This is a genomic window from Clostridium sp. CM036, assembly GCF_055081135.1.
The window spans coordinates 511,092-524,552 of the sequence record NZ_CM143652.1 but is presented as its reverse complement, the minus strand read 5'-3'; the positions used below and the strand labels follow the sequence as shown (position 1 = coordinate 524,552).

Genomic DNA, 13,461 nt, shown 5'->3' with positions numbered 1-13,461 from the left:
CCTATCACTATAGCAACTTAGCCCTATTAACTAGATCGTATAGCTTATTAAACCCATCCATAGGTGTTAGATTAAGGATATTTATATTTTTAATTTCCTTTAACATATTATCCTTTTCTATGTCTGTAAAATTAATTTGAGTAATTTCATCGTTTTCTATCTTCGGTACATAAGTTACAGCCGCTTCTTTCGCCACAATATTTTCAATATCTTTTTTATTATTAGCTTTATTAGGTCGTTTAATTTCCGAAAATTTATTGCTTCTTAAGTCAATTTCCGTAGTATTGTTAAGATTCTCTAGTGACGCTAGAATTTCATTTGCCCTATTTATTACATCCTCTGGTAGACCTGCAAGCTTTGCAACCTCTATTCCATAGGATTCATCAGCTCCACCGGGAACAATTTTCCGAAGGAATACAATTTCATTTTCAATCTTTTTTACAGCTACAGAATAATTTTTAACACCCTTAATCATACCTTCAAGTTTTGTTAACTCGTGATAATGGGTAGCAAACAAAGTTTTACTCCTTAAATTAGAATTCTTACAAATATACTCAATTACTGACCAGGCAATACTTAGTCCATCATAAGTACTAGTACCACGTCCTACCTCATCAAGTAAAACTAAACTTTTATTTGTTGCATTTTCTAATATATTGGATACTTCCCACATCTCAACCATAAAGGTACTTTTACCCGCAGCAAGATCGTCTGAAGCTCCTATTCTCGTAAATATCTTATCACATATGGATATATCTGCATCTATGCAGGGAACAAAACTTCCTATTTGAGCCATAATAGTTATTAATGCGACTTGACGCATATAGGTGGATTTACCCGCCATATTGGGTCCAGTTATTAGTAGTAATTGATTATCCACAGCATCCATGCATGTGTCATTTTCAATGAAAGTATTTGTAGGCATCATTTTTTCAACTACAGGATGTCTCCCACCTTTTATATTAAAAATACCCTTAGTATTTATTTTAGGCTTGGTATAATTATTTTCAAGGGCAATTGTAGCTAGGGAACTTAAACAATCAATTTCTGATATTAACTTTGCAGTATTTTTCATTCTTTCTATGTGTTTTTCAATTTCTTCTCGAATACCTGTAAATACCTCATATTCGATATTGACTAATTTTTCTTGTGCTCCTAAAATTTTCTCTTCCATTTCCTTAAGTTCAGGAGTAATGTATCTCTCCGCGTTAGACAAGGTTTGTTTTCTTATGTACCTTCCCTCCGGAATTGACCCAATATTTAATTTGGTTACTTCAATAAAATAACCAAACACTCTGTTATACCCTACTTTTAATGACTTTATTCCAGTTATTCTTTTTTCATCATTTTCTAATGTAGCAATCCATTCTTTGCCATGGGCCTTAGCTTGCCTTAGCTCATCTATTTCACTATTAAAGCCTTCCTTAATAATATTTCCCTCTTTAATAGAAATAGATGGATTTACAATAATAGAATTATCTAAAGTATTGTATATATCTTGCAAATCATCTAAGTTTAAATATATTTTTTTCGTTAATTTACTATTAAGTCCTGCTAAAATGGATTTAACCCTTGGTATTTTCCCTATAGAATTTTTAAGAGAAATCAATTCTTTTGCATTAACATTCTTTGAAGAAATTTTCCCTACAAGTCTTTCTATATCATAAATATCCACGAGCACATCTTTTAAATCTTCGTGGAAGGTAGTATTACCTTTTAGTTCTTCTACGGCCTCTAATCTTTCATCTATTAAGCTCTTGCTTATTAAAGGTTGATCTAACCATTTACGGAGCCTTCTAGCTCCCATGGCAGTATTAGTTCTATCTAATACCCAAAGCAAAGAGCCCTTCTTTGTTTTATCTCTTAAAGTTTCCGTGAGTTCTAAGTTTCTCCTAGAATTTGCATCTAAACTTACATAATCTAAAATATCATAATATTCTATAGTATCTATGTGAGAAAGTGATTTTTTTTGTGTATCCATAATATAACTAAGCAATCCTGAAATGCTGCTAATTAAAGTTTGTGTGAATGTATTCTCACAAAAGTTATGAAACTGATTTGTAATTAAACTTTCGTCTTTCAGGGTAAAATACTCATTTGGGTAAGACGAATACAAAACATTAAATCTTTCTTTTATAGCGCGCAGTATCTCCTCAGATATATCCTCTGACACAATAATTTCTTTTGGGTTAAACTTTGAAATTTCATCTAATATAGTAACAATGTTAAATTTAGTATCTGTGCAAGTAAATTCACCAGTTGATACATCACAAAAACACACTCCACAGAAGTTAATTTTTCTGTCAATGTAAATGCTCATAATATAGTTATTTTTAGTTTCTTCTAAAAAACCGGAATCAGTGTAAGTTCCCGGCGTAATTATTTTAATAATATCTCTTTTAACTATGCCCTTTGTAAGTGCTGGATCTTCCACTTGCTCACATATGGCAACCTTATATCCTTTTGCAATTAGCCTTCCTACATAGGTGTTAGCAGCATGGTACGGTATTCCGCACATAGGTGCTCTTTTCTCAAGGCCACAGTCCCGTCCTGTTAGGACTAATTCTAATTCTTTTGATGCAACCTGCGCATCGTCAAAAAACATTTCATAAAAGTCACCTAATCTAAAAAACAATATACAGTCCTTGCACTTTTCTTTTATTTCAAAATATTGTATCATCATTGGAGTTAATGCCATTGTCATACCACCTTGCTTTCATCTGTAAGTAAATAATAATTGTTAATTTTTATATAAGGGACATTCAAGTAAATAACAAGTCAGTATCCTAGTGACTTGTTATTTACTTTCATGCCCCTAATGTGCATTTATTCTCATGCACCTTATATTTCTTCACCTAAAAGTGAAAAAGAGTGTGCCTCAGTTATTTGAACTGATACGAGCTCTCCAATAGCTTTGTCATTTCCCTCGAAGTTCACTAATTTCCCATTTCTAGTTCTTCCACTTAATTTATTTTTATCATTTTTACTATACCCTTCTACCAATACTTCTACTATTTTACCTACACATTCTTTGTTTCTTTCTGCACAATTTCTGTTAACAACTTCAATTAATCTATTAAATCTTTCATGCTTAACATCATCTGGCACTTGGTCTAGCATTTCATCAGCTGGAGTTCCTTTTCTTTTAGAATAAAGGTACGTAAATGCTAAATTAAATTTCACCTCTTCCATAAGGCTTAGAGTCTCTGCAAAATCTTCATCTGTTTCTCCAGGAAATCCAACGATAATATCTGTACTTATTCCTACATTAGGTATTGTGGTTCTAATATCTTTAACCAAATCCAAATATTCCTGCCTATCGTAATGTCTATTCATTTTATTTAGAAGATTAGATGACCCTGATTGTACTGGTAAATGAACATGTTCACAAATCTTATCCCCCGCAGCAATCACTTGCATTACTTCATTTGATAAATCCTTTGGATGAGATGTCATAAATCTTAATCTCTCTAAATTTTCAATATTGTTAATTCTTCTAAGTAACTGTGCAAAATTTATTTCAGGAGTTAATCCCTTACCGTAGGAGTTAACGTTTTGACCAAGTAAGGTTATCTCTTTGTACCCTTGTGCAACCATAGCTGTTATTTCATTAATAATTTCTTCAGGCTTTCGACTTCGCTCGCGTCCTCTTACATAAGGCACTATACAATAAGTGCAAAAATTGTTGCAACCATACATAATTGTAACAAAACCTTTTAGATTATTTCCCCTATCTATTTTAATTCCCTCTATAATATTTTCTTCTTTATCCCAAATTTCAACGATAGATGATTCTCCGCCTTGTATTCTCTTTAAGTACTCTGGGAATTTATGAGCATTGTGTGTCCCGATAATAATGTCTACAAATGGAAACTTAGTAATTATATGTTTCGCCATGCCGTCTTGTTGCATCATACATCCAATAATCGCAATTATAAGCTTTGGATTATTTTTTTTCATTGTTTTTAAAGCACCTATATTTCCATCAACCTTTTGCTCTGCGTTCTCTCTAACACAACAAGTGTTGAATATAATTATATCAGCAGTTCCCTTATCCAAGGTTCTTTTATATCCCACAGGTATTAGCATACCAGATAATTTTTCAGAGTCCTCCTCATTCATTTGGCATCCCCATGTTTCTATGTAATAATTAAGTGTTTTATTCATTAGTGCATTCTCCTTTATAAAAAAAAGTATTAATACATACCATTATATATAATATGAAAGCTTTTTTAAAGTCATTTTTAATAATTGATTATATAATTAATCTATTCTAAATATATATACGAATCAGATTATACTCTTACTAGTTGATTTTCTATTTTAATATAGAAAAAATTACATATTATGATTCTTTAATTAGCACTTATATTTGTTTTGATTTCTAGATTAAATTTCTGTTTTTAGGATAACCTACCTAAAAGGAGTGATTTTATATGTATGATGCAAAAAAAGAAGAGACTATAAAAGATACGAGTTTACAATACAATTGCATAGGTGATAGAAGTTATTATTGTATGTGTAACCATAGTAATATGCTAAACATAAAAGCATCCTATGTTCCTGTTGAAATTGTACTAAACCAGTATAACGACATTTCAGAAGGAATATCCACCACTTCCATTAGTGAGAATTCCTTATTATAACAAAAATAAAAATGCTTTCTGATATTGAGGATAAAATATAAAAAGAGATAGAATCCTCTATCACTTTTTATATGCATTCTTAAGCTTTGGTTTTTTTCCAAGTATAAACTTCCTTTTTAATATTAAAACCTAATGAAATATATAATTTTAAAGCGAAAACATTATTAGAATCCACCTTAAGTGAGACTTTAGAAAAATCATTATCCATAGCTATATTAAGCAAATGCCTTAAAAGCACTTTCCCATATCCTTCTTTTCTGTATTTCTCTACTATTCCGAAATTTACTATGATTGCTGCCTTATCTTCAACTATAATTTGACCATATCCAACGGGTATATTATCTAGTTTAATAAATATTGCGCCCTCATTAAAATAATATTCCTGTGCTTCATCATAATAGATATCTTCTACATTTATCGGAATTCTATCATCATTTTTAAATATTTCATTTTGTAATAAACAACGTTCTTTTTCATTTTTGCCCTTTTTTACTATAGAAAAAGTAATATTACTAGGAACGAGGGCATTAAAATATTCTTTACACTCTAGTTCTAGTTCCATAACTCCCTTTAATCTAGTAAACCCTAGCTTATTTAAAATATCTATGTTTATTCCATTATCTTCACATTCATAAGTTATCAAACTATTACTTACCAGTGAACTAATTAAAATTTTATAGCAGTAGACTAAATTATTATCCTCTATTACATTTATTGAATTAATGGAACTATGATATTTAGTATGTTTTTCAAACCATATATAACCTATATAATTATTTTCTTCTAATAATAAGTTTACAGTTTTTCTTAAAAACAATTTTTGAATAATGTTACTATTATCATACTGTTCAAAGAAATCTTTATTCGATAAACTAAAGTTAGTATTAATTCTACTAATTTTTCTAAAACTTTCAATATTTTTCAAAGTTAGACTTATTAATTTATACATTTAACTTTACTCCACTAATATTTATTTTTAAATAAATTTGATTATTTATAAAATTTTAATACATTTATAATTATAAATCTATTATTAATAGTTTTACAATGAATTTTTATAATTTATGAATATTCTTCTAAAAAATTTAAATATTCATTAAAAAATTTCTCTTGAGCTTCATTGTGACATGTTATCTTATTAAGTTTATTCAAATATTTAGTCTCAGACCATTTTTTTTGTTTCATATATCTTTTCTTCGCTAACTTCCAAAACTTATGAGGGAATATTATTAAGGCAAGCATTATCTCTAAATCTTCTTTGCTTAATTTATTAGTAGAATTATATGCTTCAATCAGAATTTTAGCAAAATTAAAATTCCACCCATAAGCTTTTTCGAACATCAATCTCCGAAGAAGCTTTCCTAAATCACTTATTTGTAAATCACTCATAATACTATCAAGGTTAATTATAAAGTACTCTCCATCCATTTTAATTATGTTGTGATAACGAAAGTTATTATGACATATTATTTTCTTATCATTTGCTATTTTTGATGATTTATAATACTGTGACTTATTTAGAATATTAACGGAAGACATACCTCTATTATAAAAGTTATCAATATTTTCTAGAAAATGAATATCAAATTCATTTTTTATCCTTTTGTTAGTAATTATTCTTTCGAATCTTTTAAAATCATTTAAATCGTTAGTGAAAATTTTCGGCCAATCCTTTAAATTGTTTGGTATATGGATTTTATTATGGTCAATTTTATTTGATACGTTATGAAATTGTGCTAAGAGTTTTGTACAACTCACAGCTTCATCAATATCAGTTAAATCACATTCACAGCCTTCTAACCATTCTGTTAAGTAATATATATTTTTTTTATAGCTTACGGAAAAAGCTCCGTCTTTTGTTCTAAAATATTTAGGTGTATTGGTAAAGTTATTAAGTAGTAGTTCTTCTGTTAAAATACAACCATTTTTAACCTTACTTCTTCCATGCCTCATTTTCTTTAAACAGAAATCACCATTATCTGTTGTAATCTTATATGCACTTCTAACTTTTTCAGCAGTTATTAACTCTAATTTATACTTCCTAACTACATTTATTAATATTTGCATCTTTTTATTAGTAATTATATTTAAGTGCTCAATTGTTCTTGCATTACCTTTCAATTTTCTCTCTCCCATAATAGTGCTATTAAATTATATTAGCTAATTTAATTTAGTATTCAATAATTCGTAAAAATTATAAAAAAACGTGCTTGCATAATTTTATGCTACACGTTTTTTACGAGAAATTTTCTTAAAGAAAATGTTATGCTTCAATAATCTATTATTTCATTTTTAAAATTGCCTCTTTAATAACCCAATCCGGTGTTGAGGCTCCAGCTGTGACCCCTATACTCTTAACATTTTTATCTTTTATAAATTCATCAGTAATACCTAATAAATTTTCTACATGTATTGTATTTTCACAATTTTTCTTACATATTTCATACAGCTTTGTAGTATTGGAACTATTAAAACCACCAATAACAACCATAGCATCAACTTTAATTGAAAGTTTTTCTGCGGATTTTTGGCGTACTTCAGTTGCACTGCATATAGTGTTGAACGCAACTATTTCCTTACAGGTTTTTATTACCTTGGTTAATACATCCTCCCAAGTAGCCTGCCTCTCTGTTGTCTGAGATACCACGCATACTTTATTTGATATATTACCGAGCTCCGTACCACTCTTAAGTATTACTGCAGAATCATTACACCATCCATTAATTCCAATAACTTCGGGATGATTTTTATCTCCAACTATAATTATATGATATCCTAAATCGTAATATTTTTTCACCTTTTTATGAATATTGGTTACATAAGGACATGTTGCATCTATTACATTAAGGCTGGTTTTTTTTAAAATATTTAATGTTTTTTCAGATACTCCATGCGATCTTATAATAATCGTATCATTTTCTTTTAATCTTGAAATATTATCAAGTTCTATAGGAAATATTGAATTTTCTTTCAAAAAATCCACAACATCAGTATTATGAATAAGTGGCCCTAGTGTATAGATTTCATTATTGTATTTTTCTTTCATATTTAAAGCCGTATCTACAGCTCGTTTAACTCCAAAACAAAAACCAGCTGAATCTGCTAGTGTTATTTTTCTCATACTGCCACCTCCATATATAAGGCATTATAATAAATATTGAATTAACTATTCTTAATTTTCAAATTAATATATTCCACAATTGTTTCAACTACTCCATTAATGCTTAAATCAGAAGAATCGATTTCTATAGCATCTTCCGCTTTTATAAGTGGACTAGTCTCTCTATGTGTATCAACATAATCTCTTTTTATAATATCCTTTAAAATAGTATTGTAATCAACTTCTATATCCTTAGAAATTAATTCTTCGTATCTTCTTTTCGCTCTCTCTTCGCTACTCGCAGTTAAATAAAATTTAAAAGAAGCATCCTTAAGTACAACTGTACCAATATCGCGTCCATCCATAATAACATTAAATTTTTTGGCTATATTTTGTTGTAGCTTAACAAGTATTTCTCTGATTTCAGGAATAGCTGCATATTTTGAAACATTGTTGCTTATAATAGGCATATTTATCATATATGTCAGATCTTCCTTATTAACAAATAGACGTTCTTCTTCAAAATGAATTTCTAAAGATTCCACCATTTTAAGTAAATCATCTACATTATTTTCTGATATGTTTGCATTCATCGCCTTTAAAGTAACTGCTCTATACATTGCTCCCGTGTTAATATACATAAGACCAAATTTTTCACCTATCATTTTAGCTATAGTACTTTTACCTGCACCTGCAGGTCCATCTATGGCAACGGAAATTCCCATACTCTTCACCCCTCGTTTATAAAACTGCTAGTTTTAATAGCATTAATTTGCTACTGGAAGTAGCATTAATTTTCCCCTACATTACTCCCAGCTAAATTCCCTGTTGATAATGCTATTTGAAGGTTATAACCTCCTGTATATGCATCTACATCTATCATTTCACCTGCAAAATAAAGATTATCAATTTTTTTTGATTTCATGGTAGAAGCATCTATCTCTAAAGTATCTACTCCACCACTAGTTATAATTGCTTCTTCTATTGGGCGAAGGCCCTTAATATTAAACGTTAAATTTTGAAGCAAATTTACTACGGTTTTTCTTTCTTCTTTAGTAATAGAATTCACTTTTTTATCTTCATCAATATTAGATAGTTGAATTATCGTATTAATCATTTTTCTAGGAAGTAAATCATCTAATGAATTTTTAAAAGCTTTGTTTGCATATTTCAAGAAATCACTTTGAACTCGCTTATCAAGTTCAACTTCACTTAATGCTGGCTTAAGATTTATCACAGCCTTAAATTTTTCTCCTTCTTTTATAAAACTACTTGCACTTAATACAATAGGTCCTGAAGCACCATAATGGGTAAAAAGCATTTCCCCAAACTCTTTATATAGACTCTTATTCTTACTATTAGTAATTTTTAATTCTACATTTTTTAGAGAGAGACCCTGTAAATCCGAAACCCACGTTTCATCAAATTCTATTGGTACAAGTGATGCTTTAGGTTTAATTATATTGTGTCCTAAAGAACGAGTATAAGATAAACCTTCACCAGATGATCCCGTTTGTGGATATGATAAACCACCGGTACATAATATAAAGTAATCTCCATAAACATAACTTCCATCAGCAAGCTGTACTCCGACAATCTTCTGATTATCCCTAACTAACTTTTTAACTTTTGAGTTTAATTGCACTTTAACATTTTTATTTTTTAATTCCATATTAAACGCTTTTATTATATCCGAAGACTTATCTGACTGCGGAAATACTCTATCTCCTCTTTCAACCTTAAGGTTAACTCCTAATTCTTTAAAAAAATTCATTGTATCTTCATTAGTAAAGGAATATAAAGAACTATATAAAAAATGAGGATTACATGGTATATGTTCAAAAAAATCACCAATATCCTTCGCATTTGTAATATTGCATCTACCTTTCCCAGTTATATAAAGTTTTCTTCCTAATTTTTCATTTTTTTCAATGAGTACCACATCATGTTTTGATGAAGCTGTAACAGCTGCCATCATACCTGCTGGTCCTCCTCCAATAATAACTACTTTTGCCACCTAATCACTCCCTTATAATACTTACAATTATAAATTAATATAATACATTAATTTATTCAACCTCATTTAAAAATAAACACCGTATTTCAAATAAATATATGCATTCTATTATATCACACTCTTTTATATAACTAAAAAATAAAAAAATAAAAAAGGGAATCCCCCTAAAAGGATTCTCTTTGAAATATATACGTAAGAATTAATAATTTCCTTGTGCGTGCATTGCTTCTGCAACTTTAACAAATCCTGCGATGTTAGCTCCTGAAACTAGATTATAACCAAATCCAAATTCTTCTGAAGCATCTTTACAATTTTTGTATATATTAATCATAATTTCATGTAATTTTTCATCAACTTCTTCAGCCGTCCATGATAGTCTCATGCTATTTTGACTCATTTCAAGTGCTGATGTAGCAACTCCGCCTGCATTTGCAGCCTTAGATGGTCCTACATTAACGCCCTTTTCTAAGAAGTAGTCAACTGCTTCGTTAGTACATGGCATGTTAGCACCTTCACAAACAAATTTTATTCCATTTGCGACTATTTGTTTAGCATGCTCTATATTGATATCGTTTTGTGTAGCACACGGTATTACTATATCAACTTTTACATTCCATGGTTTTTCTCCAGCATGGAATTCAACATCATACTTGTCAGCATAGTCCTTAACTCTCGAGCCTTTATTTACCCTTAACATTTCAACTAAGTAATCTATTTTCTCTCCTGTTATTCCATTTGGATCGTATATATATCCGTCTGGACCTGAAAGTGTAACTACTTTACCACCTAAATCAGCAACTTTTGTGCAAACACCCCAAGCAACGTTTCCGAAACCCGAAGTAGCTACTGTTTTACCTTTAAAATCTAGCCCTTCATGTTTAAGCATTTCTTCACAGAAATAAGCTATCCCAAAACCTGTAGCTTGTGGTCTTATTAAACTTCCGCCATACGCTAACCCTTTTCCTGTAAGAACTCCATTTTGAAAAGTTCCTTTAATCCTTCTGTATTGTCCATATAAATAGCCAATTTCTCGTCCTCCAACACCAATGTCTCCAGCTGGAACGTCAACATCTGGCCCTATATATCTGTAAAGTTCAGTCATAAAGCTTTGGCAGAATCGCATTATCTCAGCATCTGATTTCCCTTTTGGATCGAAATCAGAACCACCTTTACCTCCACCTATTGGAAGTCCAGTTAATGAATTCTTTAACACTTGTTCAAATCCTAGAAATTTAATGATTCCAATATAAACTGAAGGATGAAATCTTAAACCGCCTTTAAATGGTCCTATACATCCATTAAATTGCACTCTAAAACCACGGTTAACCTGTGTAACGCCTGCATCATCTATCCATGGAACCCTAAACATCATTTGTCTTTCAGGTTCACAGAATCTTTCTAAAAGGTTTGCTTCAATATACTCTGGATGTTTTTCTAAAACTGGTCCTAAAGATCCTAAAACTTCTTCAACTGTTTGTAAAAATTCAGGTTCATTAGGATTTCTCTTTTTAACATTTTCTAATACTTGCTCTATATATTCTTTTACTTCCATAATTTATTTCCTCCTTAAATTAATGTTTTATTTGAATTTAATATATATATGTATGTATATATATATTAGATTGCTACTACTTTGCACATAATTTATAGTATGCACTATTTCTTCCTCATTTAAAGAATTATAATTATATTTTAAAATAAAAAGCAAATATTTATATCCACTTATCTCATACTAATCATCCTAATCTTTATCTTTATAAGAATAAACTTGATATTCTTCCCATACGGTCTCCAAATTAGAAAATGTCCTTGAAATTTTTTCTTTTTCTCTTAATCCCACAGCAATAATTAATGCGTTTATTACACTGAGTGGCGCTACTAAAGAATCAACAAATGAAGCCATATTACTTTGAGCTATTAATGTATAGTCGGCTTTAGCAGCTAGTGGAGATAATAAACCATCTGTAATTGCTACAACATTAGCATTTCTACTTTTAGCAAAAGCCAAAGCTTCAACTGTTCTTGTTGCGTACCTTGGAAACCCTATTCCAATTACTACGTCTTTTTCATTAACATTAAGCATCTGCTCAAATATATCGCTGACACCATATGCTACAACCTTAACATTATCTAAAATAAGATTTAAATAAAAACCCAAAAATTCTGCTAATGCAGATGAACTTCTAAGCCCGATTATGTATATTCTTTCAGCCTTAAATAGTGAATTTACTATCTCCTCAAAAGTTTTATAATTAATCTTCTCCAGAGTAGCTCTAATATTTTCCATATCAGCTTTTAATACACCTTTTAATGCATTTTCTTGCGTAATGAAGTCGTTAGACAACTCAATTCTTTGAACGGTAGTTAGTTTGTTTTTAATTAATTCTTGAAGAGCTTTCTGTAGTTTTGGATAACCAGTGAAATCTAACTCATTAGCAAATCTTACAACAGTAGATTCACTTACTCCTACACTAGTACCTAATTTGGCTGCGGTCATAAATGCTGCCTTATCATAGTGTTTTAAAATATATTCTGCTATTAATTTTTGCCCCTTGCTTAACCGTGGAAACTTGATTTGAATAGACCTCATCAAATCTTGTTTGCTGTTTTCCATAACTAACTCAATCCTTTCTATGTTAATTCCAACCAAATAAAATGAAAAACTCCTTCATGTCCCACATAAAATGCATCATTTAATTATAGATTTTTCAAATATTTTATTTCATCTTCAGTCAAGTTTCTCCATGAACCCTTTTCCATATCGCCTAATAAAATATTGCCCACAGAAACTCTTTTTAATGCAATAACTGGATGTCCTATTGCATCACACATTTTTCTGATTTGGCGATTTTTTCCTTCATGTATAGTAATTGTAACCCTGCAGTTGAATCCAACCCTCTTATTTATTTGAAGATCCGCTTTCGCTGTAATGTATCCTTCAATATCTATCCCATTACAGAACTTAGATATTTCTTCTTCATTTGGGCATCCTTCTAGTATTGCTAAATAAACTTTGTTGATTGCTTGTCTTGGGTGAATAACCTTATTATAGATATCTCCATCATTCGTTAATATAATTAAACCGCATGTATCATAGTCTAACCGTCCTATGGGATATATTCTTTCTTTTACCTTCACCAAATCTAGAATAGTTTTTCTTTCTTTTTCGTCCTTTACAGTAGATACTATCCCTTCTGGTTTATTTAGTGCAATGTAAACTTTGTTTTCTTCCATATTGATAATTTTATTATCCACATGTACCCTATCTTTTTCAGGGTCAACTTTATGACCAAGTTCTGTAACCATTAAATCATTTACTTTTACTCTTCCTGCTGTAATTATTTCCTCACATTTTCTTCGTGAAGCAACACCACAGCTCGCCATGAATTTTTGCAATCGTTCTTCCACTATATCACTTCCTAATATTATTTTAGTCACTGTATAAATATATATCTCCTATTAAAAAAATTTCATAAGCTAAATTCCACTTAATAAATGAATATCACTATAAATGTATTTTTCACCAAATATTTCTAACCACATTTCATAATCTATTATGAAATAAAATTGATTTAAAATTAAAATTAATATATATATAAATAAGTCTTCACGGATAATTATATAGTATATTAATAAAAAATCAATTGTTGAAAAATTATTTTTCATTTTAAAACACAAGCACCGTTAATAATGCAATA

At 29.9% G+C, this 13,461-nt stretch carries 10 protein-coding genes and 1 pseudogene; 1 reads left to right on the top strand and 10 read right to left on the bottom strand.

Annotated features, from left to right (window positions below; all coding sequences use genetic code 11):
• Positions 1–7 precede the first annotated feature (7 nt).
• Positions 8–2,698 carry a DNA mismatch repair protein MutS gene (mutS, locus tag ACWJKE_RS02410; RefSeq protein ID WP_462953766.1) on the bottom strand — a complete coding sequence of 897 codons (2,691 nt, stop codon included), beginning with the start codon at positions 2,696–2,698 and terminating at the stop codon, positions 8–10.
• A 143-nt stretch (positions 2,699–2,841) separates the two neighbouring features.
• The gene (gene miaB / locus ACWJKE_RS02405) at positions 2,842–4,167 is read right to left on the bottom strand and encodes a tRNA (N6-isopentenyl adenosine(37)-C2)-methylthiotransferase MiaB (RefSeq protein WP_216303041.1); all 1,326 of its coding nucleotides are present in this window, start codon (positions 4,165–4,167) and stop codon (positions 2,842–2,844) included.
• A 269-nt stretch (positions 4,168–4,436) separates the two neighbouring features.
• Here miaB and ACWJKE_RS02400 point away from each other — a divergent pair, with 269 nt between their 5' ends.
• Complete coding sequence (locus ACWJKE_RS02400; RefSeq protein WP_216303042.1) at positions 4,437–4,646, top strand: hypothetical protein; 210 nt, start codon at positions 4,437–4,439, stop codon at positions 4,644–4,646.
• Between the two features lie 79 nt (positions 4,647–4,725).
• On the opposite strand, the gene ACWJKE_RS02395 is transcribed toward ACWJKE_RS02400, so the two are convergent.
• From ACWJKE_RS02395 to ACWJKE_RS02360, 8 genes and pseudogenes are all read right to left on the bottom strand, one after another.
• Positions 4,726–5,595 carry a GNAT family N-acetyltransferase gene (locus ACWJKE_RS02395; protein WP_216303043.1) on the bottom strand — a complete coding sequence of 290 codons (870 nt, stop codon included), beginning with the start codon at positions 5,593–5,595 and terminating at the stop codon, positions 4,726–4,728.
• A 113-nt stretch (positions 5,596–5,708) separates the two neighbouring features.
• On the bottom strand, positions 5,709–6,767 hold the full coding sequence (locus ACWJKE_RS02390) for a CotS family spore coat protein (RefSeq protein ID WP_462953765.1): 1,059 nt from the start codon (positions 6,765–6,767) through the stop codon (positions 5,709–5,711).
• Between the two features lie 166 nt (positions 6,768–6,933).
• Positions 6,934–7,767 (bottom strand): annotated as a pseudogene (locus ACWJKE_RS02385) (4-hydroxy-3-methylbut-2-enyl diphosphate reductase); the annotation flags it as partial.
• A gap of 41 nt (positions 7,768–7,808) precedes the next feature.
• Positions 7,809–8,471 carry a (d)CMP kinase gene (gene cmk, locus ACWJKE_RS02380; RefSeq protein WP_216303046.1) on the bottom strand — a complete coding sequence of 221 codons (663 nt, stop codon included), beginning with the start codon at positions 8,469–8,471 and terminating at the stop codon, positions 7,809–7,811.
• 65 nt (positions 8,472–8,536) lie between these two features.
• Positions 8,537–9,724, bottom strand: a complete 1,188-nt coding sequence (locus ACWJKE_RS02375) for a BaiN/RdsA family NAD(P)/FAD-dependent oxidoreductase (protein ID WP_253198179.1) — start codon at positions 9,722–9,724, stop codon at positions 8,537–8,539.
• Positions 9,725–9,962: 238 nt separating this feature from the next.
• Entirely contained in the window at positions 9,963–11,315 is a 1,353-nt protein-coding gene (gene gdhA, locus ACWJKE_RS02370; RefSeq protein WP_216303048.1) for an NADP-specific glutamate dehydrogenase, read from the bottom strand.
• Positions 11,316–11,504: 189 nt separating this feature from the next.
• Entirely contained in the window at positions 11,505–12,377 is an 873-nt protein-coding gene (locus tag ACWJKE_RS02365) for a MurR/RpiR family transcriptional regulator (protein WP_216303110.1), read from the bottom strand.
• Between the two features lie 83 nt (positions 12,378–12,460).
• Positions 12,461–13,171: a pseudouridine synthase gene (locus tag ACWJKE_RS02360; RefSeq protein ID WP_216303111.1), complete on the bottom strand. Its 711-nt coding sequence runs from the start codon at positions 13,169–13,171 to the stop codon at positions 12,461–12,463.
• Between the last annotated feature and the right edge of the window lie 290 nt (positions 13,172–13,461).

Coding starts and splice junctions, on each gene's coding strand:
- ACWJKE_RS02365 (WP_216303110.1), bottom strand. CDS start 12,377: ATGGAAAACAGCAAACAAGATTTGATGAGGTCTATTCAAATCAAGTTT.
- cmk (WP_216303046.1), bottom strand. CDS start 8,471: ATGGGAATTTCCGTTGCCATAGATGGACCTGCAGGTGCAGGTAAAAGT.
- ACWJKE_RS02375 (WP_253198179.1), bottom strand. CDS start 9,724: ATGATGGCAGCTGTTACAGCTTCATCAAAACATGATGTGGTACTCATT.
- miaB (WP_216303041.1), bottom strand. CDS start 4,167: ATGAATAAAACACTTAATTATTACATAGAAACATGGGGATGCCAAATG.
- ACWJKE_RS02395 (WP_216303043.1), bottom strand. CDS start 5,595: ATGTATAAATTAATAAGTCTAACTTTGAAAAATATTGAAAGTTTTAGA.
- mutS (WP_462953766.1), bottom strand. CDS start 2,698: ATGGCATTAACTCCAATGATGATACAATATTTTGAAATAAAAGAAAAG.
- ACWJKE_RS02400 (WP_216303042.1), top strand. CDS start 4,437: ATGTATGATGCAAAAAAAGAAGAGACTATAAAAGATACGAGTTTACAA.
- gdhA (WP_216303048.1), bottom strand. CDS start 11,315: ATGGAAGTAAAAGAATATATAGAGCAAGTATTAGAAAATGTTAAAAAG.